Origin of the sequence: Nocardioides nanhaiensis, assembly GCF_039542785.1 — a bacterium.
GTDB classification, from domain to species: Bacteria; Actinomycetota; Actinomycetes; order Propionibacteriales; family Nocardioidaceae; genus Nocardioides; species Nocardioides nanhaiensis.
Genome location: NZ_BAABIM010000003.1, coordinates 282,318 through 308,080, shown reverse-complemented (window position 1 = coordinate 308,080; position 25,763 = coordinate 282,318). Strand labels below are relative to the sequence as shown.

General features: G+C 72.5%; 22 protein-coding genes. 1 reads left to right on the top strand and 21 read right to left on the bottom strand.

The genetic code is table 11. The features are described 5' to 3' along the window. Positions 1-67: 67 nt before the first annotated feature. The 20 genes from ABD948_RS15550 to ABD948_RS15455 form a co-directional block, all read right to left on the bottom strand. A complete protein-coding gene (locus tag ABD948_RS15550) occupies positions 68-523 on the bottom strand; it encodes a type II 3-dehydroquinate dehydratase (protein ID WP_345267437.1) in 456 nt (151 codons plus the stop codon). Beyond that, positions 520-1,635, bottom strand: coding sequence for a 3-dehydroquinate synthase (aroB, locus tag ABD948_RS15545; RefSeq protein WP_345267435.1), 1,116 nt, complete (start codon positions 1,633-1,635; stop codon positions 520-522). Before aroB ends, ABD948_RS15550 begins: the two co-directional genes overlap by 4 nt. Beyond that, positions 1,632-2,132: a shikimate kinase gene (locus ABD948_RS15540; RefSeq protein ID WP_345267433.1), complete on the bottom strand. Its 501-nt coding sequence runs from the start codon at positions 2,130-2,132 to the stop codon at positions 1,632-1,634. Before ABD948_RS15540 ends, aroB begins: the two co-directional genes overlap by 4 nt. Positions 2,133-2,142: 10 nt before the next feature. Beyond that, on the bottom strand, positions 2,143-3,321 hold the full coding sequence (gene aroC, locus ABD948_RS15535; RefSeq protein ID WP_345267431.1) for a chorismate synthase: 1,179 nt from the start codon (positions 3,319-3,321) through the stop codon (positions 2,143-2,145). A 40-nt stretch (positions 3,322-3,361) separates the two neighbouring features. Further along, on the bottom strand, positions 3,362-4,081 hold the full coding sequence (locus ABD948_RS15530) for a prepilin peptidase (RefSeq protein ID WP_345267428.1): 720 nt from the start codon (positions 4,079-4,081) through the stop codon (positions 3,362-3,364). Beyond that, on the bottom strand, positions 4,078-4,926 hold the full coding sequence (locus ABD948_RS15525; protein ID WP_345267426.1) for a shikimate dehydrogenase: 849 nt from the start codon (positions 4,924-4,926) through the stop codon (positions 4,078-4,080). The genes ABD948_RS15530 and ABD948_RS15525 overlap by 4 nt, the downstream gene beginning before the upstream one ends. 42 nt (positions 4,927-4,968) lie before the next feature. Further along, positions 4,969-6,198 (bottom strand): endolytic transglycosylase MltG, encoded by a 1,230-nt coding sequence (gene mltG, locus ABD948_RS15520; RefSeq protein WP_345267424.1) that lies wholly within the window; start codon positions 6,196-6,198, stop codon positions 4,969-4,971. After that, a complete protein-coding gene (gene ruvX, locus ABD948_RS15515; RefSeq protein WP_345267422.1) occupies positions 6,191-6,652 on the bottom strand; it encodes a Holliday junction resolvase RuvX in 462 nt (153 codons plus the stop codon). The genes mltG and ruvX overlap by 8 nt, the downstream gene beginning before the upstream one ends. Continuing rightward, entirely contained in the window at positions 6,652-9,375 is a 2,724-nt protein-coding gene (alaS, locus tag ABD948_RS15510; RefSeq protein ID WP_345267420.1) for an alanine--tRNA ligase, read from the bottom strand. Before alaS ends, ruvX begins: the two co-directional genes overlap by 1 nt. After that, complete coding sequence (locus ABD948_RS15505; RefSeq protein WP_345267418.1) at positions 9,375-9,692, bottom strand: DUF6167 family protein; 318 nt, start codon at positions 9,690-9,692, stop codon at positions 9,375-9,377. The genes alaS and ABD948_RS15505 overlap by 1 nt, the downstream gene beginning before the upstream one ends. Next, positions 9,689-10,225, bottom strand: coding sequence for a hypothetical protein (locus ABD948_RS15500; RefSeq protein ID WP_345267416.1), 537 nt, complete (start codon positions 10,223-10,225; stop codon positions 9,689-9,691). The genes ABD948_RS15505 and ABD948_RS15500 overlap by 4 nt, the downstream gene beginning before the upstream one ends. Before the next feature lie 58 nt (positions 10,226-10,283). Beyond that, on the bottom strand, positions 10,284-11,663 hold the full coding sequence (locus tag ABD948_RS15495; RefSeq protein ID WP_425576608.1) for a replication-associated recombination protein A: 1,380 nt from the start codon (positions 11,661-11,663) through the stop codon (positions 10,284-10,286). A gap of 54 nt (positions 11,664-11,717) precedes the next feature. Further along, positions 11,718-12,737 carry an ABC transporter ATP-binding protein gene (locus ABD948_RS15490; protein ID WP_345267414.1) on the bottom strand — a complete coding sequence of 340 codons (1,020 nt, stop codon included), beginning with the start codon at positions 12,735-12,737 and terminating at the stop codon, positions 11,718-11,720. After that, entirely contained in the window at positions 12,730-13,701 is a 972-nt protein-coding gene (locus ABD948_RS15485; RefSeq protein ID WP_345268025.1) for an ABC transporter ATP-binding protein, read from the bottom strand. Before ABD948_RS15485 ends, ABD948_RS15490 begins: the two co-directional genes overlap by 8 nt. Before the next feature lie 119 nt (positions 13,702-13,820). After that, positions 13,821-14,732 carry an ABC transporter permease gene (locus ABD948_RS15480; protein ID WP_425576624.1) on the bottom strand — a complete coding sequence of 304 codons (912 nt, stop codon included), beginning with the start codon at positions 14,730-14,732 and terminating at the stop codon, positions 13,821-13,823. A gap of 34 nt (positions 14,733-14,766) precedes the next feature. Next, entirely contained in the window at positions 14,767-15,693 is a 927-nt protein-coding gene (locus ABD948_RS15475; protein ID WP_345267410.1) for an ABC transporter permease, read from the bottom strand. A 322-nt stretch (positions 15,694-16,015) separates the two neighbouring features. Next, on the bottom strand, positions 16,016-17,689 hold the full coding sequence (locus ABD948_RS15470) for a peptide ABC transporter substrate-binding protein (RefSeq protein WP_345267407.1): 1,674 nt from the start codon (positions 17,687-17,689) through the stop codon (positions 16,016-16,018). Positions 17,690-17,958: 269 nt separating this feature from the next. Then, the gene (gene aspS / locus ABD948_RS15465) at positions 17,959-19,755 is read right to left on the bottom strand and encodes an aspartate--tRNA ligase (RefSeq protein WP_345267405.1); all 1,797 of its coding nucleotides are present in this window, start codon (positions 19,753-19,755) and stop codon (positions 17,959-17,961) included. After that, positions 19,752-21,125 carry a histidine--tRNA ligase gene (gene hisS, locus ABD948_RS15460; RefSeq protein ID WP_345267403.1) on the bottom strand — a complete coding sequence of 458 codons (1,374 nt, stop codon included), beginning with the start codon at positions 21,123-21,125 and terminating at the stop codon, positions 19,752-19,754. Before hisS ends, aspS begins: the two co-directional genes overlap by 4 nt. A gap of 3 nt (positions 21,126-21,128) precedes the next feature. Next, on the bottom strand, positions 21,129-21,863 hold the full coding sequence (locus ABD948_RS15455; protein ID WP_345267399.1) for an MBL fold metallo-hydrolase: 735 nt from the start codon (positions 21,861-21,863) through the stop codon (positions 21,129-21,131). 108 nt (positions 21,864-21,971) lie between these two features. Between ABD948_RS15455 and ABD948_RS15450 the strand changes: the two genes are divergently transcribed. Then, positions 21,972-23,213 carry a DUF349 domain-containing protein gene (locus tag ABD948_RS15450; RefSeq protein ID WP_345267397.1) on the top strand — a complete coding sequence of 414 codons (1,242 nt, stop codon included), beginning with the start codon at positions 21,972-21,974 and terminating at the stop codon, positions 23,211-23,213. A 184-nt stretch (positions 23,214-23,397) separates the two neighbouring features. Here ABD948_RS15450 and ABD948_RS15445 read toward each other — a convergent pair whose 3' ends face one another. Further along, a complete protein-coding gene (locus ABD948_RS15445) occupies positions 23,398-25,731 on the bottom strand; it encodes a RelA/SpoT family protein (protein WP_425576606.1) in 2,334 nt (777 codons plus the stop codon). Positions 25,732-25,763: the final 32 nt, after the last annotated feature.

The window sequence follows — 25,763 nt, the reverse complement described above, 5'->3', positions numbered from 1 at the left end:
GCCGCCGCCGGGCAGCAGCCGCCGAGTCTAGCCGGAGCCCGCCGTGCGGGCCGACTCGGCGCGGCCCTCAGCCGGCGAGGTGCTCCAGCGCGCGGCGGTACCCCTCGACCCCGAGGCCCGCGACGACGTGGGCGGCGTGGGGGGTGATCACCGAGGTGTGCCGGAACACCTCGGGGCGCTGCGCGGGGTCGGAGAGGTGCACCTCCACCAGCGGCGCCTCCAGCTGCGCGCAGGCGTCGTAGAGCGCGTAGGAGTAGTGCGTCCAGGCGCCGGCGTTGAGCACCACCGGCACCTGCTCGTCGGCGGCCTGGTTGAGACGGTCGAGCAGCACACCCTCGTGGTTGGTCTGCTCGACCACGACGGCCAGGCCCAGCGCCTCACCCCAGCCACGGCACAGCTCGGCCAGCTCGGCGAAGGTGGTGGTGCCGTAGATCTCGGGCTGACGGCGACCGAGCCGACCGAGGTTGGGTCCGTTCAGCACCCAGACCGGCCGCTCGGCCGGCCGGCCGCCGGCCGTGCTCACGACTGCTCGCCGAGCGCCTCGTAGGCCGCGCGCAGGTCCTCCTCGGAGGGGCCGGCGAGCACACGGGGGCGCGCGACGTCGTCGAGGACGACGAAGCGAAGCTGGCTGCCGCGGGCCTTCTTGTCCACGCGCATGTGCGCGAGCAGGTCGTCGAACGGCGCCCCGGCGTAGCCGACGGGCAGGCCGACGCGACCGAGGACCGAGCGGTGGCGCTCGACCACCGACGCCGGCAGCGTGCCGGCGCGGGCGGCCAGCTCGGCCACGAAGACGCACCCGACGGCGACGGCCTCGCCGTGGCGCACGCCGTACTCCTCGTACCGCTCGATGGCGTGGCCGAGGGTGTGCCCGTAGTTGAGCGCCTCGCGGCCCGGGTGGTCACCGGAGCCGCCGGTCTCGCGCAGGTCGGCGACGACCACCTCGACCTTGACGGCGATCGCGCGCTCCACGAGCTCGCGCAGCACCGGCGAGGAGGGCACCAGCGCGTCGGGGTCGGTCTCCTCGACCAGGCGCAGGATCTCGGGGTCGGCGATGAACCCGCACTTGACCACCTCGGCCAGGCCGCTGACCAGCTCCTCGCGCGGGAGCGTCTCGAGCAGGGAGAGGTCGCAGAGCACGCCGGAGGGCTCGTGGAAGGCACCCACGAGGTTCTTGCCCGCACCGGTGTTGATGCCGGTCTTGCCGCCCACGGCGGCGTCGACCATGGCGAGCAGGGTGGTCGGCACGTGCACGACCTTCACGCCGCGCAGCCAGGTGGCGGCCACGAAGCCGCCGAGATCGGTGGTGGCGCCCCCGCCGAGGGTGACGACGGCGTCGGAGCGGGTCAGCCCGGCCTCGCCGAGCGCCTCCCAGCAGGCCTCGGCGACGGCCGCCTGCTTGCCCTCCTCGCCGTCGGGCACGGCGAGCACCACGACCTCGCGGTCCTCGAGGTGGTCGACCAGGTCGTCCACGAACGCCTCGAGCCGCTCGGGGCAGATCACCGCGACCCGCTCGACGCCCTCGCCGAGCATCGCGGCGAGCCGGTCGCCGAGGTGGTGGCCGACGACGACGTCGTAGGGGTGCGCGCCGCGCACCGGGATGGTGGTGGGAGCGGCGGGGCCGGCGGGACCGGTCATGGCAGTGCCTTCCTGATCTCGGCCGCCACCTCGTCGGGTGTGCGGCCGTCGGTGTCGACGACCAGGTCGGCCACCGACTCGTACACGGGGGTGCGCTCGTCGAGCAGCGCCTTGATGCGTGCCCGCACGTTGCCGAGCAGCAGCGGACGACCGACGCCCAGGCCCACCCGCTTGACGGCCTCGGAGAGCCCGACGCGGAGGAACACGACGGTGTGCTGCTCCCCCGCCAGCAGCTCGCGGGTCGCGGGGTCGAGCACGGCGCCGCCGCCGAGCGAGAGCGGACCCTCGTGCTCGGCGAGCGCGGCGGCCACGGCCTCGCGCTCCAGCGCCCGGAAGGCCTGCTCGCCGGAGTCGACGAAGATGTCGGAGACGCTGCGGCCGGCGGCGGCCTCGACGTCGGCATCGGTGTCGCGGACCCGCTGCCCGGCTGCCTGCGCCAGCAGCGTGGCCACGGTGGTCTTGCCGGCACCCATGGGCCCGACCAGCACGAGGGTCATCGACGTCGCCTCAGCGGTAGACGAGCGTCTCGAGGTAGCTGGTCACGTTGCGGCGGGTCTCGCCCACCGAGTCACCGCCGAACTTCTCCAGCACGGCGTCGGCCAGCACCAGCGCCACCATCGCCTCGGCGACGATGCCGGCGGCCGGGACCGCGCACACGTCGGAGCGCTGGTGGTGCGCCACGGCCTCCTCACCGGTGGCGACGTCGACGGTGCGCAGCGCACGCGGCACGGTGGCGATGGGCTTCATCGCCGCACGCACGCGCAGCACCTCGCCCGTCGTCATGCCACCCTCGGTGCCGCCGGAGCGGCCCGAGACGCGACGGATGCCGTCCTCGGTGGGCACGATCTCGTCGTGGGCCAGCGAACCTGGGGTGGCGGCGAGCGCGAACCCGTCGCCCACCTCGACGCCCTTGATGGCCTGGATGCCCATCAGCGCCCCGGCCAGCCGGGAGTCCAGCCGGCGGTCCCAGTGCACGTGGGAGCCCAGGCCCGGCGGCAGCCCGTGCACCACGACCTCCACGACGCCGCCGAGCGTGTCGCCCTCCTTGTGGGCGAGGTCGATGCGCTCGACCATCGCCTGCGAGGTGGCCTCGTCGAGGCAGCGCACCGGGTCGGCGTCGAGACGCTCGACGTCGTCCGCGGCGGGCCACAGCCCGTCGGGTGCGCGCACGCCGCCGAGCTCGATGACGTGCGAGACGATCCGGGCACCCGCCGCCTGATCGAGGAAGTTGGAGGCCACCCGGCCCAGCGCCACGCGCGCGGCGGTCTCGCGCGCCGAGGCGCGCTCGAGCACGGGGCGGGCGTCGTCGAAGGCGTACTTCTGCATGCCGGCCAAGTCGGCGTGCCCCGGCCGGGGGCGGGTCAGCGGCGCGTTGCGCGCCAGCGAGGCCAGCTCCTCGGCGTCGACGGGGTCCGCGGACATGACCCGCTCCCACTTGGGCCACTCGGTGTTGCCCACCTCGACGGCGACCGGACCGCCCTGGGTGATCCCGTGGCGCACCCCGCCGACCAGCGTCACCTGGTCCTGCTCGAACTTCATCCGGGCGCCGCGGCCGTAGCCGAGCCGGCGCCGCGCCAGGGAGTCGGCGACGTCGTCGGTGGTGAGGCCGACCCCGGCCGGCAGACCCTCGAGGATCGCGACCAGGGACGGACCGTGGGACTCGCCCGCAGTGAGCCAACGCAGCATGGCGCCAGTCTCCCATCCCCCTCCGACGCCGCGACGGGGGTCACCCCCGCACGAGACCTCGCAGCAGCGGTTCGCCCCACACGACCCCCACCAGGGCGCCCGCGACCATGAACGGACCGAAGGGGAACGCCCGGCGTCCGAGCACCTTCAGCAGGGTCAGCAGACCACCGACGACGCCGCCCAGCAGGAAGCCGGCGTAGAGCCCGACCAGCAGCTCGCCCCACCCCAGCAGCCCGAGGAGCAGCCCCAGCAGGCCCGCGAGCCGCACGTCGCCGAAGCCCAGCCCGCGGGGGTGCACCAGCCACAGCAGGTAGAAGCTGCCGTAGGCGACGACGAAGCCGAGCGCGGCCCGCACCAGGGCGTCGAGGCCGCCCGCCGGGTCGAGCAGCGCGGCCGCCGTCACCAGCGCCGCGGTGACCAGCGTGGCCGGCCACACCAGGCGCACGGGCAGCAGGTGCGTGCGCCAGTCGACGACGGCGAGAGCCACGAGCACGGGCACCATCGCCAGGAGCGGCAGCAGCGGCCACGACCAGCCCAGCCGTGCGCCCAGAACACCGCCGACCAGCGCGCCCACGAGGGCGGCCCGGGTACCGAGCAGCGGCGCGGCCGCGATCTCGAGGTAGGCGACCTTGACCGGGTCGCCCTCCTGCCGGGCCGGCGGCTCTGCGGGCTCGGGCACCGCCGCGATCAGCCGGGGCACCGCCAGGCACCCGGCTCCCGCCACCGCCCCGCAGCCCACCGCGGCGACGACGTCGATCACACCGCTGCTCCCGCAGCGGCACCCTGCGCCGGTCCGGCCCAGCGCGCCGCCAGCTCCGCCTCGGCGGCGGCCCGCATCACCGCCAGGGGCGCGGGCAGCCCGGTGAAGATCTCGAACTGCAGCGCCGCCTGGTGCGCCAGCAGGTCCAGCCCCCCGACGAGCACCTGCCCGTGCGCGGCGGCCGCGGCCGCCAGCGGCGTCGGCCACGGGTCGTAGACCACCTCGAAGACCACGGGCACGCCCGCGCAGCGGTCCACCAGGGCGGCGTCCTGCGCGGCCACCGGCACCGTGCTCACCACCACCTCGCCGATCGGCTCGCCGTCGTCGAGCCCAGCCACCGACACCTCGGGACCCGCGGGGTGGCGGCGCAGCGCGGCCACGGTCTCGGCCGCGCGCTCGGGCGAGCGCGCCAGCAGCCGGATCCGCTCGGCTCCGAGGTCGCACAGCGCCAGACCGGTGGAGGCGGCCGTGGCACCGGCGCCCAGCACGGTCGCCGCCCGCACCTCGCCGTCCCAGCGCTCGCGCACCGCGGCCACGGCGCCCGGCAGGTCGGTGTTGTCACCGCGCACGACGCCGTCGGCCAGCACCAGCGTGTTCACCACCCCCGCCCGTGCGGCCCGCTCCGAGACCTCGTGGGCCAGCGTCACTGCCTCGCGCTTGAAGGGCATGGTGAGCGAGAGTCCACGCCACTCCTCCCCCAGGCCGGCCAGGAAGTCGGCCAGCCCGCCGGCGTCGACCCGGACGCCGTCGTAGCGCCAGTCGAGCCCGACCTCCGCGTAGCCGGCACGGTGCAGGGTGGGCGAGAGCGAGTGGGCGATCGGGTCGCCGAGGACGGCGCAGCGCACGGGTGCCGGTCTCCTGTCCTGTTCGAGCTCTGGGTGCCTGCCTCAGCAGGCGTCGGAGCCGTCGCAGTACGCGTCGTACTCCGCCTTGTACTCCAGGAACTCGTCGTAGCTGGTGGCGAACTTGGTCTCGCCGGTGCGCAGGTTCACGGTCACGTAGTAGTACCAGTCGCCCTCGGCCGGGGCCGCCGCCGCCTCCATGGCCGCCTCGCCCGGGTTGTCGATCGGTCCCGGGGGCAGACCGGTGACCTGGCGGGTGTTGTAGGGCGACTCGGTGGCGATCTGGTCGGCGGTCAGGGCGACCCCGGGTCGGATCCCCAGCGCGTACCCGACCGTGGCGTCGATCTCGAGGCGCCCGACGGTGCCGGCGGTGCCGGGGTTCTCGAGGCGGTTGTAGATCACCCGCGCCACCTTGGGCATGTCGTCGCCGCGCGCCTCGGCCTCCACCAGGCTGGCCACGGTCAGCAGCTCGTGCGGGGTGTAGCCGAGCGCCTCGGCGCGCCGCACCAGGTCGACGTCGGCCGCGGCCTGCTTGAACCGCTCCACCATGCTCTGCAGCATCGTGGCCGGCGTCGCGTTGGGCGCGAAGGAGTACGTGGCCGGGAAGAGGTAGCCCTCGGCGCTCTCGGCGTAGTCGGGCAGGCCCAGCTTCTGCGGGGACTCCAGCACCCGCTCGAACTGCGCGCGCCTGAAGTCGGTGTTCTCCACCAGGATGTCGACCACGTCGGCGTTGCGGTAGCCCTCGGGGACGACGATCTGGTTGGTCATCGTCTGCGCCGGGTCGATCAGCACCGCGAGCGCGCCCTGCGCCGACATCTGCTCCATCATCGGGTAGAAGCCGGGCTGGATGGCACTGGCGTCGGGGTTGCCGCTGGCGGCGTCGACGAACGCCTGCGCCGAGGCCACGATGTCCTGCTCGGCCAGGTTGGTGCCCATCTGGCTGATGCTGTCGCCGCTCACCACCTCGAAGGTCACCTCGCCCGAGCCGGGGCCCGGGTAGTCCTCGGGGGCGGCGAACTGGTCGCGCAGGAAGTCGACGCCGCGGCTCACCCCCACGTAGCCCAGGCCGCCCACGATCGCCAGCACGATCAGCACCGGCAGGCAGCCCTTGAGGCGCGAGCCCGTGGTGCGACGGCGGCGCCGGCCACCGGCCCGCGCCTGTGCGTCGAAGGCGTCGTCGAGCGTCTCGACGTCGCCGGCCGCGGGCGGCGGCTCGACCATGTCGGGGTAGGCCTCGGCGTACCCGTCGCGGCGGCCCTCGTGCTGGTCAGTCATCGGTCTCCTCGACGAGCTCGCCGGGCGGCTGCCCGGTGGCACGCTCGGTGTCGAGCGCGTGTTGCAGGATCAGCACCGCGGCTGCCATGTCGACGACCGAGCGGCGGTCCTGGCCGGATCGTCCTCGATCCCTGAGCATAGCCTCCGCGCTCACGGTCGTGAGGCGCTCGTCGACCAGCCGCACCGGCACGGGTGCCACCCGGCGCGCCAGGCGGGCCGCGAACTCGCGCACCTTCACCGCGGCCGGGCCCTCGCCACCCGAGAGCGAGCGGGGCAGCCCGACGACCACCTCGAGGACCTCGTGCTCGGCCGCCAGCTGCCCGATGCGACGCACGTCGCCCTTGCCGGAGCGCACGGTCTCCACCGGCGTCGCCAGCATGCCGGCGCCGTCGCTGCGGGCGACACCGATCCGGGCGTCGCCCGGGTCGAGGCCCAGCCTCACCCCGCGGCGCATCAGGTCGCGGCCACCCGCCCGACCTCGGTGGCCACCAGGGCCAGGGCCTCGTCGATGCGCGAGGCGTCGCTGCCGCCGCCCTGGGCGACGTCGTCCTTGCCGCCGCCCTTGCCGCCGACCAGCGGGCCCACGGCGCGCACCAGGGCGTTGGCCGAGAGACCCCGCGCCCGCGCCTCGTCGTTGGTGGCCGCCACCACGGAGACCTTGCCCTCCGCGTCGCCGATCACCACGACCACACCCGGCTCGCCTGCGGGCAGCCGACCGCGGACGTCGAGCGCCAGCTGGCGCACGTCGGCGCCACCGGCGCCCGCGGCGCGGTGGGCCACCACGTGCACGGGCCCCACCCGGGTGGCGCCGGCCGCCAGGTCGGCACCGGCCGCCAGCAGCTGGCCCAGCCGCAGCCTCTCCAGCTCCTTCTCGGCCGCGCGAAGCCGCTCCACGAGGTCGCCCACGCGCGGCACCAGGTCGTCCTGCTGGGTCTTGAGCAGCCCGGTGAGCTGCTGCACGACGTCGCGCTCGCGCGCCAGGTAGGCGAAGCCCTCGACGCCCGTGAACGCCTCGATGCGGCGGTTGCCCGAGCCCACGGAGGACTCGCCGGTGACCACGACGGTGCCGATCTGCGAGGCGTGGTCGACGTGCGTGCCGCCGCACAGCTCGCGCGACCACGGGCCGCCGATCTCGACGACGCGCACCTGCTGGTCGTCGTAGGTCTCGCCGAACAGCGCGAGCGCTCCCCAGTCGCGGGCCTCCGAGAGCGTCATGTACTGCCAGCCCACCGGCAGGTCGGCCCGCAGCGCCTCGTTGGAGACGCGCTCGATGTCGCGCACCTGCTCGGGGGTGAGGCCCGAGAGCCACCCGAAGTCGAGGCGCAGGTAGCCGGGGCGGTTGTAGGAGCCCGACTGGAGCGCGCTGGGGCCGAGCACCTCGCGGAGCGCGGCGTGCACCACGTGGGTGCCCGAGTGCGCCTGCCGGGCTCCGGTGCGCCACTCGGGGTCGACCTGGGCGTGCAGGGTGGCGGCGTCGGAGGACCCCGGCGCCAGCTCGCCGTCGACGACCCGCACCTGGTGCACCACCAGGCCGCGCACCGGGCGCTGCACGTCGAGCACCTCCAGGCTGCCGCCCGGGAAGACGATCGTGCCGGCGTCCGCGGCCTGGCCGCCGGACTCGGCGTAGAACGGGGTGCGGTCGAGCACGAGCTCGCCCACCTCGCCGGACGCGAGACGCTCGACGGGCGCGCCGCCGCGCAGCAGGGCCAGCGGTCGCGACTCGGTCTCGAGGGTCTCGTAGGCGAGCCACTGCGTGGGCCCGTGCTCGTCCAGGACGGCCCGGTAGGCGCCGGTGTCGGCGTGCTGGCCGCGCTTGGCGCGGGCGTCGGCCTTGGCGCGCTCGCGCTGCTCGGCCATCAGGCCGCGGAAGCCGTCCTCGTCGACGCCGAGCCCGGCCTCGGAGGCCATCTCCAGCGTGAGGTCGATCGGGAAGCCGTAGGTGTCGTGCAGCGCGAACGCGCGCTCGCCCGAGAGCGTGGTGCCCCCGCTCTCGCGCACCTCGCCGGCCGCCAGGTCGAAGATCTGGGTGCCCGCCTGCAGCGTCTTGCGGAAGGCGTCCTCCTCGGCGAAGGCCACGCGCGAGATGCGCTCCCAGTCGGTGCGGAGGTCGGCGTAGGTCTCGCCCATCTTCTCGCGACTCACCGGCATCAGCTCCGGCAGCGCGGGGTCCTCGTAGCCGAGCAGGCGCATCGACCGCACCGCGCGCCGCAGCAGCCGGCGCAGGACGTAGCCGCGACCGTCGTTGCCGGGCGTGACGCCGTCGCCGATCAGCATCATCGACGAGCGCACGTGGTCGGCGACCACGCGGAAGCGGACGTCGTCGCCACGGTCGGCGCCGTAGCGGCGGCCGGTGAGCTCCTCGGCCCGCGCGATGACGGGCTTCATCACGTCGATCTCGTACATGTTGTCGACGCCCTGCAGCAGGAACGCCACGCGCTCCAGACCCATGCCGGTGTCGATGTTCTGGCTGGGCAGCGGCCCCGCGATGTCGAAGTCCTCCTTGGAGCGGACCGCGCTGAGCTCCTCCTGCATGAAGACCAGGTTCCAGATCTCCAGCAGCCGGTCCTCCAGCGCCGTCGGCATGTCCGGGCCCAGGTCGCGCGCCTCGAACGCCGGGCCGTGCTCGGGCCCGCGGTCGTAGAGGATCTCCGAGCACGGGCCCCCCGGCCCGGGCACGCCCATCGACCAGTAGTTCTCCTTGCGGCCCAGGCGCAGGATGCGGTCCTCCGGCAGCCCGGTGACCTGGCGCCACAACGCCAGCGCCTCGGGGTCGTCGGCGTAGACGCTCGGGTAGAGGCGGCTCTCCTCGAGGCCGAACCCACCGTCGGCGACGGGCTTGGTGACCAGCTCCCAGGCCAGCTCGATGGCGCCGTGCTTGAAGTAGTCACCGAAGCTGAAGTTGCCGCACATCTCGAAGAACGTGCCGTGCCGCGTGGTCTTGCCCACGTCCTCGATGTCGGGGGTGCGCACACACTTCTGGATGCTCACCGCGCGCGGGTAGGGCGGCGTCTCCTGCCCGAGGAAGTAGGGCTTGAAGGGCACCATGCCGGCATTGACGAACAGCAGGTTCGGGTCGTCGAGCAGCAGCGAGGCCGAGGCGACGGGCTGGTGGGCACCCACGGTGGAGCTGTGCTCGAAGTGCGCCACGAAGCGGCGGCGGATCTCCGCGGTGTCCATCAGGTGCTGCCTTCTCTCTGGTCGGTGGTGCTGGGACCGGCGATCTCGCCGGGGGGAGACGTGGGGGCATCCTGCCCGGCGGGGCCGAGCTCCGGCGGGCCGGTGGCACCGGCGCGGTGCAGCCGCTCGCGCAGGACCGGCGCGGCCTCGGCCCGGCCCTGCGCCACCTCCTCGCGCAGCATGCGCGCTCCGAGCCAGGCGGCACCGACGCGGTCGCGCAGCCCGTCGGCGGTCAGCGCCTCGGCGGCGCGGCGCCCACGCACCATCGCGTACACCCCGGCGCCGGCCCCGGCCACGAACCAGAGGCCGCGGCTCATGCCGCGCTCTCGTCCAGGTCGACCCCGGCGCGCTGGCGGGCCTGCCACTCGCGCACGGCGGTGCGGCGCTCGGTCTTGCGCTGCTTGCGCGCCCGCTTGACCTCGCGGCGCATCTCGAACCGGATGCGGTGACGCACCTCGGGTGAGAGCGCGCGCCGCAGACCCGCGACGAACGCACCGGTCTGCACAGCGGTCTCACGCAGCACCAGGTCGGCGAAGACGGGAGCCGGGACGACCGGAGCCGCAGGGCCCTGCGGCACGCGCACCTCGGCCTCCTCGCCCAAGCGGGTGATCACGTACTCGCGGTCCTCGACCTGCCGCCCGACCTGCTGCGAGGCCGCCAGCTCCTGCTCGATGCCGCTCAGCTGGGTGCGCAGCGCGGCGGCGTCGGCCTCCGCGCGGGCCAGCGCCTGCGCGGTGCGTGCCCGTTCGCGACGCAGCGAGACCGTCAGCAGCAGGCACGCGCCGGCCACCACCACCACCGCGGCGACCACGCCGACGACAGCCCACCCGGGCACGGACCACTGCTGCACGCTGACCGACCCTAGGGCATCGCCCCGAACGCCGCCGTGTCGCCGGCCCACCACGCTGTCAGTGGCCACGGATGATGCGGCGGACCCGCTCCCAGCGATCCTTGACGGCGGCCTCGGCGCCGAGCGCCGTCGGACGGTAGTAGCTGGCGTCGGCGACGACGTCGGGGGCGTACTGCTGCTCGGCGATGCCGTAGGGCTCGTCGTGGCTGTAGGTGTAGGTGCTGCCGTGCCCGAGGTCCTTGGCGCCGGAGTAGTGCGCGTCGCGCAGGTGCGGCGGCACCGGGCCCACCTTGCCGGCACGCACGTCGGCCTGCGCGGCGTCGATGGCGGTGATGACCGCGTTGGACTTGGGCGCGACGGCCAGCGCGATGGTGGCCTGGGCCAGGTTCAGCCGGGCCTCGGGCATGCCGATCAGCTGGACCGCCTGGGCGGCGGCGACCGCGGTGGTGAGCGCGGTGGGGTCGGCCAGGCCGACGTCCTCGCTGGCCAGGATCACCAGGCGCCGGGCGATGAAGCGCGGGTCCTCCCCGGCCTCGATCATCCGGGCCAGGTAGTGCATGGCGGCGTCGGCGTCCGAGCCGCGCACCGACTTGATGAACGCGCTCGTGACGTCGTAGTGCTGGTCGCCCTGCCGGTCGTAGCGCACGGCCGCCCGGTCCACGGCGGTCTCGGTGGTCTCCAGGTCGATGGTGGTCGAGCCGCGCGACGCCGCGGCGCCGGCGGCGGCCTCCAGGTAGGTGAGCGAGCGGCGGGCGTCGCCGCCGGCCAGGCGCACCAGGTGGTCGAGCGCCGCCTCCTCCATCTCGTAGGTGCCGCCGAGCCCGCGCTCGTCGGCGAGCGCGCTGGTGAGCACCCCGCGCACGTCGTCGTCGGTGAGGGACTCCAGGCGCAGCAGCAGGCTGCGCGAGAGCAGGGGTGAGATGACGCTGAAGAACGGGTTCTCCGTGGTCGCGGCCACGAGCGTCACCCACCGGTTCTCGACGCCGGGCAGCAGCGCGTCCTGCTGCGCCTTGCTGAAGCGGTGCACCTCGTCGACGAACAGCACCGTCTCGCCGAGCCCTGCGACCAGCCGACGCCGGGCGGAGTCGATGGCCGCGCGCACCTCCTTGACACCGGCCGAGACCGCGGAGACCTCCACGAAGGCGCGATCGGTCTGCCGGCTCAGGATCGAGGCGATCGTGGTCTTGCCGGTGCCGGGCGGACCCCAGAGCAGCACCGAGAGCGACTGGTCGCCCTCCACCACCTGGCGCAGCGGCGACCCGGGTGCGCGCAGCTGCGACTGACCGGCGAGCTCCTCGAGCGTGCGGGGCCGCATCCGGACCGCGAGCGGCGCGGAGGCGTGCCCGCTGTGGGCCAGCGAGCCCCCTCCACCCGCGCTCTCGGGGCCCCCGCCGGGGTCGGCGGGCGCACCCGGCAGGTCGAACAGCTGGTCACTCACCTGACCATCCTCCCCCGGCCGCAGGGCAGGGGGACCACCGGTGGTCGACCAGGATCAGGACGTGGTCCGGGTGACCGCGGCGGCCGAGTCCTCCGCGAAGTGGCAGGCGGAGAGGTGGGCGCCACCCAGGTCGGGCCGCACGATCAGCTCGGGCTCCTCGCTCGCGCACCGGTCCTGCGCCATCCAGCAGCGCGTGTGGAAGCGGCAGCCCGAGGGCGGGTTGGCGGGCGAGGGCACGTCGCCCTCGAGCTGGATCTGCTCCCGCGTCCCCCGCGTGGAGGGGTCGGGCACCGGGACGGCGCTGAGCAGCGCGCGCGTGTAGGGGTGCGTGGGCCGCTCGTAGATCTCGGCGTCCGACCCCAGCTCGACCATCTTGCCCAGGTACATCACCGCGACACGGTCGGAGATGTGGCGCACCACCGAGAGGTCGTGGGCGATGAAGACGTAGGCCAGGCCGAGCTCGGCCTGCAGCCGCTGCATCACGTTGACCACCTGCGCCTGCACGCTGACGTCGAGGGCCGAGACGGGCTCGTCGCAGACCAGCACCTTGGGGTTGAGCGCGATGCCGCGGGCGATGCCGATGCGCTGGCGCTGGCCACCGGAGAACTGGTGGGGGTAGCGGTTCACGTGCTCGGGGCTGAGGCCCACCATGTCCATCAGCTCGCGCACGCGCTGGCGCCGGCCGCTCTTGGGCACGGCGTCGGGGTGGATGTCGAAGGGCTCACCGATGATGTCGCCGACCGTCATCCGCGGGTTGAGCGAGGTGTAGGGGTCCTGGAACACGATCTGGATGTCGCGGCGGATGCGACGCATCTCGCTGCGGCCCTGGCTGTAGACGTCGACGCCGTCGAACTGCAGCGATCCGTCGGTCGGCTCCTCCAGGCGCACCAGCATCCGGCCCAGGGTCGACTTGCCGCAGCCCGACTCCCCCACGATGCCGAGCGTCTCACCGGCCTTGAGCTCGAAGGAGACGCCGTCGACGGCGCGCACGTGGCCGATGGTGCGGCGCAGGATGCCGCTCTTGATCGGGTAGTGCTTCTTGAGTCCCTCGGCCTTGAGGATCGTCTCAGCCACCGAGCACCTCCTCTGCGAAGTGGCACGCGCTCTGGCGGCCGGGGCGGATCTCGAGCAGCGGCGGGTCCTCGCGACGGCACAGGTCCTGCGCACGCGAGCACCGCGGGTGGAACGCACAGCCCTGCGGCAGGTTCAGCAGGCTGGGCGGCAGGCCCGAGATGGCGTACAGCTCCTGGCCCTTGCGGTCCAGGCGCGGGATCGACTGCAGCAGCCCCTCGGTGTAGGGGTGGCCGGGATTGGCGTAGAGCGCGTGCACGTCGGCGGCCTCCACGATCGAGCCGGCGTACATGACGTTGATCCGGTCGGCCACGTCGGCCACGACGCCGAGGTCGTGGGTGATCAGGATGAGCCCCATCTTGCGCTCCTCGCGCAGCTCGTCGAGCAGCGCCATCACCTGGGCCTGCACCGTCACGTCGAGTGCGGTCGTGGGCTCGTCGGCGATCAGCACCGCCGGGTCCAGCGCGAGCGCCATCGCGATCATCACGCGCTGGCGCATGCCACCGGAGAACTGGTGCGGGTAGTCGTTGACGCGCAGCTTGGCGGCGGGGATGCCGACGCGCTCCATCAGGCGCACGGCGTGCGCCTTGGCGTCGGAGCGGTTGGTGCCGCGGTGCACGCGGAACATCTCGCCGATCTGCCAGCCGACCGGGAAGACCGGGTTCAGCGAGGAGAGCGCGTCCTGGAAGATCATCGAGATCTCCGGGCCACGGATCCGCCGCCGCTCCTCGGGCTTCATCGTGAGGAGGTCGCGACCACGGAAGCGCACTTCGCCCTGGGGGATCTTGGCCGGCGGCATGTCGAGGATGCCCATGATCGCCTGCGCGGTCACGGACTTGCCCGAGCCGGACTCGCCGAGCACGGCGAGCGTCTCGCCCTCGTTGAGGTGCAGGTCGACGCCGTTGATGGCCTTGGCGACGCCGTCGCGGGTGTGGAACTCCACGTGCAGGTCGCGCACCTCGAGCAGGTGGCCCTCGTAGCGGGCGTCCTCCTCGCGGCGCTGCTGGGCAGAGGAGCGGCGCGAGCCGCGGCGGCCGGGAGCGGGCACGTCGGAGACGCGGTCGGTGGGGGTGGACACGGGTGTCGTCACCTCGACTTCGGGTCGAAGGCGTCGCGGATGGCGTCGCCGAGCATGATGAACGCGAGCACGGCCAGGCTCAGGAAGAGCGCCGGGAAGAGCAGCACGTGCGGGGCCGAGGAGCGGGCAGCCAGACCGGCGTCGATCATGACGCCCCACGAGATCGTCGGGGGCCGCAGGCCGATGCCGAGGAAGGACAGCGCTGCCTCGGCGGCGATGAAGCCGCCGAAGTTGATCGTGGAGATGACGATCACCGGGCCGATGGCGTTCGGCAGCACGTGCGAGCGCACGACGCGCAGCGGCGAGGCGCCGAGGGCACGGGCCGAGGCCACGTAGTCGTTGGGCGTCACCTGCAGCACCGAGGCGCGCATGAGCCGGAAGATGCTCGGCCAGCCGAGCACGACCTGGGCGAGCACGACCTGGAAGATGATCCACAGGTAGGTGTCGTCCTCGCCCTGCAGGCTGGTGAGGATGATGATCGCGCCGAGGATCAGCGGCAGGCCGAAGAAGACCTCGGCCACGCGGCTGGTCAGTCCGTCGACCCAGCCCCGCTTGTAGCCGGCCAGCAGGCCGAGGGTCACGCCGACGATCATCGTGCCGATCGTGGAGAACAGGCCGACCAGGATCGAGGCGCGCGCGCCGTAGATGCAGCGCGCGTAGAGGTCGTAGCCCTGGGTGTCGCGACCGAACCAGTTCTCGCCCGTCGGCGTGGATCGCGCTTCCCCGAGGTCGAAGTCCCTCGGGTCGGTGTTGGTGAACAGGCCGGGCGCGATCGCCATGGCGACGAACACCAGGATCATCACGCTGGCGATCCAGAAGAGCGGGTTCTTGCGCAGGTCGCGCCACGCGTCGCCGCGCAGCGAGCGCACCGACTGCTCGCGCGGCTCCTCGCCGCTGGGATCGATGGTCTGCGACTCCACCGCGCTCTCGGCGGCGGGCTTGGGTCCGGGCAGCTCAGTCAAGGGAGATCCTCGGGTCAAGGAGGCCGTACAGGAGGTCGACGATCAGGTTGGCGGCGAGGTAGATCAGTACCAGCGCGGTCACCGCCCCCACCACCACGACGCCGTCGCGATCGTTGATGCCGCGGAAGATGTACCCGCCGACACCTTGGATGTTGAAGATGCCCTCGGTGATGATCGCGCCGCCCATCAGCGCGCCGAGGTCGTAGCCCAGGAAGGTGATGATCGGGATCATCGAGTTGCGCAGCGTGTGGATGCCGATGACCCGCCGCTCGGGCAGCCCCTTGGCCCGGGCCGTGCGCACGTAGTCGGACTTCACGTTGTCGGCCAGGTTGGTGCGCATCAGCCGGGCCAGGTAGGCCAGTGACGTGGAGGCCAGCACGAAGGCTGGTAGCAGCAGCGAGTAGAAGGAGACCTCGCCCGAGACGGTGACCGGGAAGAGCCCCCACTGGACACCGAGGTAGAGCTGCAGCACCGACCCGGTCACGAACACCGGCAGCGAGATCACCAGCAGGGTGCTGATCAGGACCAGGTTGTCCATGAACCCGCCCTTGCGCAGCCCGGCCAGCACACCGGCCGCGATGCCGATGACGGCCTCGATGCCGAGCGCCATCAGGCCCAGCTGGCCGGTCACCTGGAAGCGCTCGACGAGCTCCTCGCTGACCGAGACGCCGTACTGGTTCTCACCGAAGTCGCCCTGCACCACGTTGGCCATGTAGAGGCCGTACTGCACGGGCAGGGGCTCGTTGAGGTTGTACTTCTCGTTGAAGGCCGCGATGTAGGCCTCCGAGCAGGGTCGCTCGCCGCACTTGCCGGCGGTCGGGTCGCCGGGGAGCGAGAAGACCATCCAGTAGATCAAGAACGTCACGCCGATGAACACGGGGATCATCTGCAGCAGACGTCGGACGGTGTAGGTGCCCACCGTGCCTCCATATCGGTCGTGGATCGCTCACGGATCGCGGTGCTGATCCGTCCGGGCCGGGTGCGGCCCGCGGGTGTGGCCGGGTCTCGGCGCTCGTCGCAGCCGGCACAGCATGGCACGCCACGGATCCTGCCGGGAGCGGCAGGTCTGGTCCGGGCGCCGGCGGTGCGGGCTCCGAGAAGTCGCCGACCTGGTGGTCGGTGCGTGACCTTGACGGTCTCGCGACGGTGGGCCGGCTGCAGAAGCAGCCGGCCCACCGCGTGCTGATGAGCTGGCCAGGGTCTAGCCCTGGGTCACGCAGGTCGTGCTGTCACCGGAGGTGTCACTCCGAGACGGTGATGTTCGCGTAGTCCGGGACGCCGAAGGCGTTGATCTCGACGCCGTCCACACGCTCCGACCAGCCGACACGGCCGGTGGAGTACCACAGCGGGATGATCCGCATGTCCTCGGCCAGCAGCGCCTCGGCCTGCTGGTAGAGGCTGTTGGCCTCGTCGAGGTCCTCGGCGGCCGCAGCGTCGCGGGTCAGCTGCTGGAACTCGGGGTTGGCGTAGTCGTAGTAGTTCGACGCAGCGCCCTCGGAGTACAGCGGCACCAGGAAGTTCTCGATCGAGGGGTAGTCCATCTGCCAACCCTGGCGGAACATGCCGGTGACCTCGCGCCCGTCGAGGGCGGTGAGGAAGGTGGCGAAGTCCACGGTCGGGGACGGGGTGCACTCGATCTCGAGCGCCTCGCGGATGGAGTTGCAGGCAGCCTCGGTCCAGGGACCGTGGTCGGCGTCACCGTTGTAGGTGAGCGTCAGCTCGCCGTCGTAGCCGCCGGCCTCGTCGAGCAGGGCCTTGGCAGCCTCGGGGTCGTAGACGCACGCCTCGCCGCACTGGTCGGCCGCGTAGCCGTCGACGACCGGGGAGACCCAGCCGGTGGCGGGCTCGGAGGCACCGGCGAAGATCTGCTCGGTGATGGTGTCGCGGTCGATGGCCATCGAGATGGCCTTGCGGACGTCGGGGTTCTCCAGCGACTCGTCGACCTCGGGGTTGATGCCGATCATCTGGATGACGCCGACCTCGCGCTCGGTGCCGCGGCCGCCGAGGCTGTCGAGCCACGCGTCGTCGATGAGGTTGTCGGTGGGGATGTTGTCGATCACGTCGATCTCACCGGCCTGGGCGTCGGCGAACGCCGCAGCCTCGTCGGTGTAGATGCGGAAGGTGATGCGGTCGGGGTTGCCCGGGAACTCACCGGAGTACTCCGGGTTCTTGACCAGCACGATCTGCTGGTTCTGGGTGAACTCCTCGACCATGTACGGGCCGGCCGTGACGGGCTTCTGGCCGAAGGCCTCGGGGTCCTCGAAGAAGACCTCGGGGAGCGGGGCGAAGGCGGCGTAGCCCAGGCGCACCGGCAGGTTCGAGACCTTCTCGGTGGTCTGGATGGTGAAGGTCTGGTCGTCGACGACCTGCAGACCGCTCATCTCCTCGGCGGCCGGGGGGACCTCCTCGCAGGGGTCCGCGTTCTCGTCGGTGACGGTGCCCTCGGGGTCGCACTGCAGGTCCGCGAAGCCGGCGACCGGCTCGAAGAAGTAGCCGCCCTGGTAGCCGTTGGGGGCGTAGGCGGCGTAGTTCCACGCGTCCACGAAGCTGTTCGCGGTGACGGGGGTGCCGTCGGAGAACATGTAGTCCGACTTGAGGGTGACCGTGAAGTTCTGGTTGTCCTCGGTCTCGATCGACTCCGCGATGTCCATCTCCGGCGCGGCGTCCTCGACGTTGTAGTGCACCAGCTTGGAGGTGGACACGTCGATGATGTTGCCGCCACAGGTCTCGGCGGTGTTCGACGGGATCAGCGGGTTCTCCGGGTTGCAGCCGTTGACGATGATCTCGCCACCGGTCGCGCTGCCGCCACCGTTGCTGCTGCCGCCGTCGTCACCGTCGCCTCCGCCACAGGCCGCGAGCACCACGGCCAGGGACGAGACGGCGGCGACGGTCATGGAGCGTGGGACGCGTCGCATGAAATCGTTCTCCTCGAGTCGGTTGCGGGGACCCCAACCGGGCACCCCGCAGGGACATTAGGCGACCCGCGGCCCCACGACGATCACCGAGCGGTAACGATCCGGTCTCGGCTGGCGAATTTGGTCCTTGACAGATCAGCTGATTCCGTGCTGGTCGCGCCGAGCGGGGTCCACACCCTGCACCAGGGTCGGACGACGGCGCAACCCCTGCCGCGGCATGGCCCAGCCGGGGGGTGTGGGGGGATCCGAACGGACCAGCCGGGGCCTGGTCAGCCCTTCTCGACGGGCTCGGGGCGGGCGGGCGGACCGTCCACGCCGGCCTCGCGGCGCTGCTCGGGGGTGATGGGCGCGGGGGCGGAGGTGAGCGGGTCGAAGCCACCGCCGGACTTGGGGAAGGCGATGACGTCGCGGATCGAGTCGCTGCCGGCCAGCATGGCCACGATCCGGTCCATGCCGACCGCGATGCCGCCGTGCGGGGGTGCGCCGTAGGCGAAGGCGTCGAGCAGGAAGCCGAACTTCTCCTGGGCCTCCTCCTCGCCCAGGCCCATCACCGAGAACACCCGTCGCTGCACGTCGCCGCGGTGGATACGGATCGACCCGCCGCCGAGCTCGTTGCCGTTGCAGACGATGTCGTAGGCGTAGGCCAGCGCGCTGCCGGGGTCGGTGTCGAAGGTGTCGAGGAACTCCGGCTTGGGGCTGGTGAAGGCGTGGTGCACCGCCGTCCAGGCGCCGGCACCCACGGCGACGTCGCCGCTGGCGACCGCGTCGGAGCTGGGCTCGAACAGGGGGGCGTCGACCACCCAGGTGAAGGCGAAGACGGAGTCGTCGAGCAGGTCGCCGCGACGGCCGATCTCGAGCCGTGCGGCGCCGAGCAGCGCGCGGCTGCTCTTGGGGGCGCCGGCCGCGAAGAAGACGCAGTCGCCGGGCGCCGCACCGACGTGGGCGGCCAGTCCGGCGCGCTCCTCCTCGGACAGGTTCTTGGCGACCGGTCCCCCGAGCTCGCCGTCCTCGCCGATCGTCACGTAGGCCAGGCCCTTGGCCCCGCGCTGCTTGGCCCACTCCTGCCAGGCGTCGAACTGGCGGCGCGGCTGGCTGCCGCCGCCCGGCATCACGACCGCGCCCACGTAGGGCGCCTGGAAGACGCGGAAGGCGGTGCCCGCGAAGTACTCCGTGCACTCCACCAGCTCCAGGCCCATGCGCAGGTCGGGCTTGTCGGAGCCGTACTTCTCCATCGCCTCCGCGTAGGTCATCCGGGGCAGCGGGCGCTCGATGGTGTGCCCGGCCTGGGCCCACATGGCCGACAAGACGTCCTCCATCAGCTCGATGACGTCCTCCTGGTCGCAGAAGCTCATCTCGATGTCGAGCTGGGTGAACTCCGGCTGGCGGTCGGCGCGGAAGTCCTCGTCGCGGTAGCAGCGCGCGATCTGGTAGTACCGCTCCAGCCCGCCGACCATCAGCAGCTGCTTGAACAGCTGGGGGCTCTGCGGCAGGGCGTACCAGCTGCCCGGCGAGAGGCGTGCGGGCACGAGGAAGTCGCGGGCCCCCTCGGGCGTGGAGCGGGTGAGGGTCGGGGTCTCGACCTCCACGAAGTCGCGGCCGTCGAGCACGTCGCGGGCCGCCTTGTTGACCTTGCTGCGCAGGCGCAGGGCCGCGTTCGGGCCGGAGCGGCGCAGATCGAGGTAGCGGTGCTTGAGACGCGCCTCCTCCCCCACCTCGCCGCCCTTGTGACCCGAGGCGTCGTCGATCGGGAAGGGCAGCGTCGCGGACGGCGCCAGCACCTCGACCTCGGTGGCGACGACCTCGACCTCGCCGGTGGCCAGGTTGGGGTTCTCGTTGCCCTCCTTGCGGGCGACCACCTCGCCCACGATCCGCAGGCAGAACTCGCTGCGCAGGCTGTGGGCGACCTCCTCGTCGCGCACCACCACCTGGACGACGCCGCTGGACTCGCGCAGGTCGAGGAAGGCGACCCCGCCGTGATCGCGCCGCCGCGCCACCCACCCGGCGAGGGTGACGGTCTGGCCGACGTGCTCGGCGCGCAGGGCGCCGGCGTCATGGGTGCGGATCACGGGTGCTGCTCCTCTGTGGTGGGGGTGACGACCCGCGATCGCAGGTCGTCGGGGGGCGGGGCCCAGGTCGCGGGATCGGCCGCGGTCTGGTCGCCCGAGCGGATGTCCTTCACCTGGTGGCCCTCGGTCGGGGCGTCGCCCGGGAACCACACGAACGGGATGCCGCGCCGCTCGGCATAGCGGATCTGCTTGCCGAAGCGCTGCGCGGAGGCGGCCACCTCGCACGGGATCCCACGTGCCCGCAGGGCCGTGGCGACGGCGTCGCTGGCCGGGCGCGAGCCCTCGTCAGCCAGGGCGACCAGCACGGCGCTGGGCACCGCGCGGTCCGCCGTCAGGCCCGTGCGCGCCATCAGCGTGACCAGCACGCGGCTGAGGCCGAGCGAGATGCCGACGCCCGGGTAGGTGGTGCGGCCGTCGGAGGCCAGCGCGTCGTAGCGCCCGCCCGAGCAGATGGAGCCGAGCGACTCGTAGCCGTCCAGACGGGTCTCGAAGACCGTGCCGGTGTAGTAGTCCAGGCCGCGGGCGATCGCCAGGTCGGCCTCCACGCGCACCCGGTCGGTGACCAGGTCGGCGCAGCCGCGCACCAGTGCCGCGAGCTCGTCCAGGCCCTCGTCGAGCAGCGGGTGCTCGACGCCCAGGGCGCGCACCGCGGCCACGAACGAGTCGTCGGTGGCACGGATGCCGGCCAGCTCGAGCACCCGGCCTGCGACGTCGTCGCCCAGGCCGGCCTCGGCGACGAGCAGTGCCCGCACCTGGTCGGCGCCGATCTTGTCGAGCTTGTCGACCAGGCGCATCACCTCGTCGAGGGAGTCACCCGGCTCGATGCCCAGGCCGGCGTAGAAGCCCTGGATCAGCTTGCGGTTGTTGACCTGCACCCGGAAGCCGGGCAGGAAGTCCAGCCGGGTCAGCGCGTCGACCATCACGCGCGTCACCTCGACGTCGTGGTGGAAGGGCAGCTCGTCGCGCCCGACGACGTCGATGTCGGCCTGCGTGAACTCGCGGTAGCGGCCCTCCTGGGGGCGCTCGCCGCGCCAGACCTTCTGCACCTGGTAGCGACGGAAGGGGAACTCCAGCTTGCCGGCGTTCTCGAGCACGTACCGCGCGAACGGGACGGTCAGGTCGAAGTGCAGCCCCAGCCCGGCGTGGCCCTCGGTGGAGGTCTCGTGCAGGCGGCGCAGCAGGTAGACCTCCTTGGAGGTGTCGCCCTTGCGCAGGAGCTGCTCCAGGGGCTCGACGGCGCGGGTCTCGATGCCGGCGAAGCCGTGCAGCTCGAAGACGTGGCGCAGCGTGTCGACGACGTGCTGCTCCACCGCGCGCTGGGCGGGGAGCAGCTCGGGGAACCCGCTGAGCGGGGTCGGCTTGGCGGCCACGGGTCAGAGCCCTCGCGTGACGGGGTCGGCGCCCGGGCGCTGGGGGTCCTGGTCCTGCAGGTCGAGCAGGTAGGGGTTGGTGGCCCGCTCGCGGCCGATCGAGGTCTGCTCGCCGTGCCCGGGCAGCACGACGACGTCGTCGGCCAGCGGCAGCACCTTGGCAGCCAGCGTGCGCAGCATGGTGGCGTGGTCGCCGCCGGGCAGGTCGGTGCGCCCGATGGAGCCGGCGAAGAGCAGGTCGCCCGCGAACAGGACCTCGCTCACCTCGGCGACGTCGGGGTAGGGCGCGCGGAAGGTCACCGAGCCCTCGGTGTGCCCGGGCGTGTGGTCGACCACGAAGCTCACACCGGCGAGCTCGAGGGCCTGGCCGTCGCCGAGCTCGCGGACGTCGTCGGGCTCCGCCCACCGGTAGTCGCCACCGAGCATGCTCCCCACCATCGCGGTGGAGTCGCTGGACATGCCCGCGAGGGGGTCGGTGAGCAGGTGCCGGTCACCGGGGTGGATCCACGCCGTCGCGTCGTAGGTGCCGGCCACGGGGGCCACCGACCACATGTGGTCGAGGTGTCCGTGGGTGAGCAGCACGGAGACGGGCTTGAGACGCTGCTCGCGCACGATCTCGGCGATGCCCGGGGCGGCGTCCTTGCCGGGGTCGACGACCACGCACTCCGCCCCGGGCGCGGTGGCCACGACGTAGCAGTTGGTGCCCCACGGGCCCGCGGGGAAGCCGGCAATCAACACTCCGTCACACTATCGAGATCATCCGGCCACCGTCGCCCCGGTATCCCCCGTTATCGTGGGCGCTCGATCAGCACCGATGAAGGCCGCCACCAGCGAAGAGGTTCAGCAGTGACGAGCAGCGCATGGGGTCGCGTCGGCGAGGACGGCACCGTCTTCGTCCGCACCCCCGACGGCGAGCGCGCCGTGGGCCAGTACCCGGTCGGCACCCCCGAGGAGGCCTTGAAGTTCTACGAGGACCGCTTCGCCTCCCTGGAGACGGAGGTCTCGCTGCTCGACCAGCGGGTCCACTCCGGCGTGCTCAGCCCCGAGGAGGCCACCGAGTCGGTGCGCACGGTGCGCACCCAGGTCACCGAGGCCAACGCCGTCGGCGACTTGGCCGGCCTGGCCGCCCGGCTCGACGCACTGCTGCCGGTGATCGCCGCGCAGCGCTCGGTGCGCAAGGCCGAGAAGGCGCAGAAGACCGCCGAGGCCAAGGAGGCCAAGGAGGCACTGGTCGCGGAGGCCGAGAAGATCGCGGCCGGCAACGACTGGCGCCACGGAGCCAACAAGCTGCGCGACATCCTCGAGCGCTGGAAGGCGCTCCCCCGCATCGACCGCCCTTCCGACGACGCGCTGTGGAAGCGCTTCTCGGGCGCGCGCACCACCTACACGCGCCGCCGCAAGGCGCACTTCGCCGAGCAGGACGAGAAGCGTGGCGCCGCCCGCGTCGTCAAGGAGCGGCTCGCCACCGAGGCCGAGTCGCTGGCCGACTCCACCGACTGGGGCCCGACCGCCGGGCGCTACCGCGACCTGATGAGCGAGTGGAAGGCCGCCGGGCCGGCGCCCAAGGACGTCGACGACGCCCTGTGGGCCCGCTTCCGCGGTGCCCAGGACCGCTTCTTCGGCGCCCGCGACGCCGCCAACGCGGCGCTGGACGCCGAGTTCGCCGGCAACGCCGAGGTCAAGGAGCAGATCCTGGTCGAGGCCGAGGCACTCAAGACCGAGCTCGAGCGCACCGGCGACCTCGAGGCCGCCAAGCGCGCGTTCCGCGACATCGCGGACCGCTGGGACGCCGCCGGCAAGGTGCCCCGCGCCCGCATCAAGGAGCTCGAGGGCCGGATGCGCACCGTCGAGCAGGCGATCCGCAGCACCGAGGACGCCCGCTGGAAGCGCACCGACCCCGAGAAGTCGGCCCGCGCCGACGACATGGTCTCCAAGCTGCAGGCCGCCATCGACGCCCTCGAGGCCGACCTCGCCACGGCGCAGGCTGCGGGTGAGGAGAAGAAGGTCCGCGACCTGGAGGAGAACCTCGCCTCCCGCCGGATGTTCCTCGAGGCGGCCCAGCGGGCCTCTGCCGACTTCGGCGGCTAGCGCGCGCCCATCGGTGATCGAGTAGTGCCGTCCCGAGCCTGCGAGGGACGGCGCGTACCGAGATCCCGTGAGCCGAGCGCCCCCGTCGACCGATGCCACTCACCGGAGGGCACTCGTCTCACCGGGTCTCGATACGCCGGGTCGCGGGTTCGTGCCTCACCCGCGCCGGCTACTCGACCTTCGCTCAATGCGTGACGCGGTAGGCGTCGAAGACACCGGGCACCTGCTTGACGGCGCGCAGCACGTTGTCGAGGTGCTTGGCGTCGGCCATCTCGAAGGTGAACCGCGAGGTGGCCACACGGTCGCGGGTGGTGGAGAGGTTGGCGCTGAGGATGTTCACGTGGGCGTCGGAGAGCACCATCGTGATGTCCGAGAGCAGCCGGGCACGGTCGAGGGCCTCCACCTGGATGTTGACCAGGAAGGTGGTCTGGCCCGTGGGGGCCCACTCCACCTCGAGCACCTTCTCCGGCTGGGAGCGCAGGCTGGCGGCGTTTGTGCAGTCGGTGCGGTGCACCGAGACACCGCCGCCCTTGGTCACGAAGCCGAGCACGTCGTCGGGCGGCACGGGGGTGCAGCACTTGGCGAGCTTGACCCACACGTCGGGTGAGCCCTTGACGACGACGCCGGCGTCGCCCCCGGCGCCCACCCGCGAGCGGCTGCGCCGCCCGGTGATCGTGACGGCCTCGGCCAGGTCCTCCTGGGCGCCCTCGTCGCCGCCGTGCAGGTCGACGACGCGGCGCACGACCGCCTGGGCGGAGATGTTGCCCTCCCCCACGGCGGCGTAGAGCGCGGTGACGTCGGGCAGGTTGAAGTGCACGGCGGCCAGCATCAGCGACTCGTGGGAGAGCAGGCGCTTGAGCGGCAGCCCCTCCTTGCGCATCAGCCGGGCGATCTGGTCCTTGCCCTGGTCGATGGCCTCCTCGCGCCGCTCCTTGGTGAACCACTGGCGGATCTTGGTGCGGGCGCGCTGGGACTTCACGAAGCCCAGCCAGTCGCGGGAGGGCGCGGCGTTGGCGGACTTGGAGGTGAAGACCTCCACGACGTCGCCGTTCTCGAGGGTGGACTCCAGCGGCACGAGGCGGCCGTTGACCCGGGCGCCGATCGTGTGGTGGCCGACCTCGGTGTGCACGGCGTAGGCGAAGTCGACCGGGGTGGCCCCCGAGGGCAGCGCGATGACGTCGCCGCGCGGGGTGAACACGTAGGTCTCGGAGCGGTTGATCTCGAAGCGCAGGCTCTCGAGGAACTCCCCCGGGTCGTCGACCTCGCTCTGCCAGTCGAGCAGCTGACGCACCCAGGTCATGTCGTCGAGGTCGCCGCGCTGCTCGGTGTCGGCACCGGTGCGGCCGGCCTCCTTGTACTTCCAGTGCGCGGCGACGCCGTACTCGGCCCGGCGGTGCTGGGCGAAGGTGCGGATCTGCATCTCGACCGGCTTGCCCTGCGGTCCGATCACGGTGGTGTGCAGCGACTGGTACATGTTGAACTTCGGCATCGCCACGTAGTCCTTGAACCGGCCGAGCACCGGGTTCCAGCGCGAGTGCAGGATGCCGAGCACGGAGTAGCAGTCGCGGTCCTCGTCGACGAGGATCCGGATGCCGACCAGGTCGTAGATGTCGGTGAACTCGCGCTTGCCGACGATCATCTTCTGGTAGATCGAGTAGTAGTGCTTGGGCCGACCGGTCACGGTGGCCTTGATCTTGGCCTCGCGCAGGTCGTTCTCGACCTGGCCGATCACCTCCGTGAGGAACTGGTCGCGCGAGGGTGCGCGCTCGGCCACCATCCGCACGATCTCGTCGTAGATCTTCGGGTGCAGAGTGGCGAACGCGAGGTCCTCCAGCTCCCACTTGATGGTGTTCATGCCCAGCCGGTGGGCCAGCGGGGCGTAGATGTCGAGGGTCTCGCGCGCGGTGCGCTCCTGGCTGCGCTGGGGCACGTAGCGCAGGGTGCGCATGTTGTGCAGGCGGTCGGCCAGCTTGATGACCAGCACCCGGATGTCGCGCGACATCGCGACGATCATCTTGCGGATGGTCTCGGCCTGCGCCGAGTCGCCGTACTGGACCTTGTCGAGCTTCGTGACGCCGTCGACCATGCGGGCGACCTCGTCGCCGAAGTCGCGGCGCACCTCGTCCAGCGTGTACGGCGTGTCCTCGACGGTGTCGTGCAGCAGCGCGGCGACCAGCGTCGGCTCGGTCATCCCGATGCCGGCGAGGATGGTGGTGACCGCCAGCGGGTGCGTGATGTAGGGGTCGCCGCTCTTGCGCATCTGCGTGCCGTGCATCTGCTCGGCGGTCTTGTAGGCGCGCTCGAGCAGGGCCAGGTCGGCCTTCGGGTGGTTGGCTCGCACCGCGCGGAACAGCGGCTCGAGGACGGGGTTGACCGTGGGGCTCTTGGTGCCCATCCGCGCGAGCCGGGCGCGCATGCCGCGGCCACCGGGCACGGAGGGCTCGGTGGGAGTGGCCGCGCCGCCACCGGGTGCGGGCGCACCCGTCCGGACCTCCGGCACGGTGCGCTCCTCCGTCATCACCCCAGTCTAGGCACGGCAGGGACGGGCGG

What these genes read in the sequence shown, in the direction of transcription:
- ruvX (WP_345267422.1), bottom strand. Translation starts at nt 6,652, where the DNA reads ATGCGCCGCGGGGTGAGGCTGGGCCTCGACCCGGGCGACGCCCGGATC.
- ABD948_RS15505 (WP_345267418.1), bottom strand. Translation starts at nt 9,692, where the DNA reads ATGAGCCGCGGCCTCTGGTTCGTGGCCGGGGCCGGCGCCGGGGTGTAC.
- ABD948_RS15445 (WP_425576606.1), bottom strand. Translation starts at nt 25,731, where the DNA reads ATGACGGAGGAGCGCACCGTGCCGGAGGTCCGGACGGGTGCGCCCGCA.
- aroC (WP_345267431.1), bottom strand. Translation starts at nt 3,321, where the DNA reads ATGCTGCGTTGGCTCACTGCGGGCGAGTCCCACGGTCCGTCCCTGGTC.
- alaS (WP_345267420.1), bottom strand. Translation starts at nt 9,375, where the DNA reads ATGGACACCGCGGAGATCCGCCGCCGCTTCGTGGCGCACTTCGAGCAC.
- ABD948_RS15540 (WP_345267433.1), bottom strand. Translation starts at nt 2,132, where the DNA reads ATGACCCTCGTGCTGGTCGGGCCCATGGGTGCCGGCAAGACCACCGTG.
- ABD948_RS15470 (WP_345267407.1), bottom strand. Translation starts at nt 17,689, where the DNA reads ATGCGACGCGTCCCACGCTCCATGACCGTCGCCGCCGTCTCGTCCCTG.
- aroB (WP_345267435.1), bottom strand. Translation starts at nt 1,635, where the DNA reads ATGACCGGTCCCGCCGGCCCCGCCGCTCCCACCACCATCCCGGTGCGC.
- mltG (WP_345267424.1), bottom strand. Translation starts at nt 6,198, where the DNA reads ATGACTGACCAGCACGAGGGCCGCCGCGACGGGTACGCCGAGGCCTAC.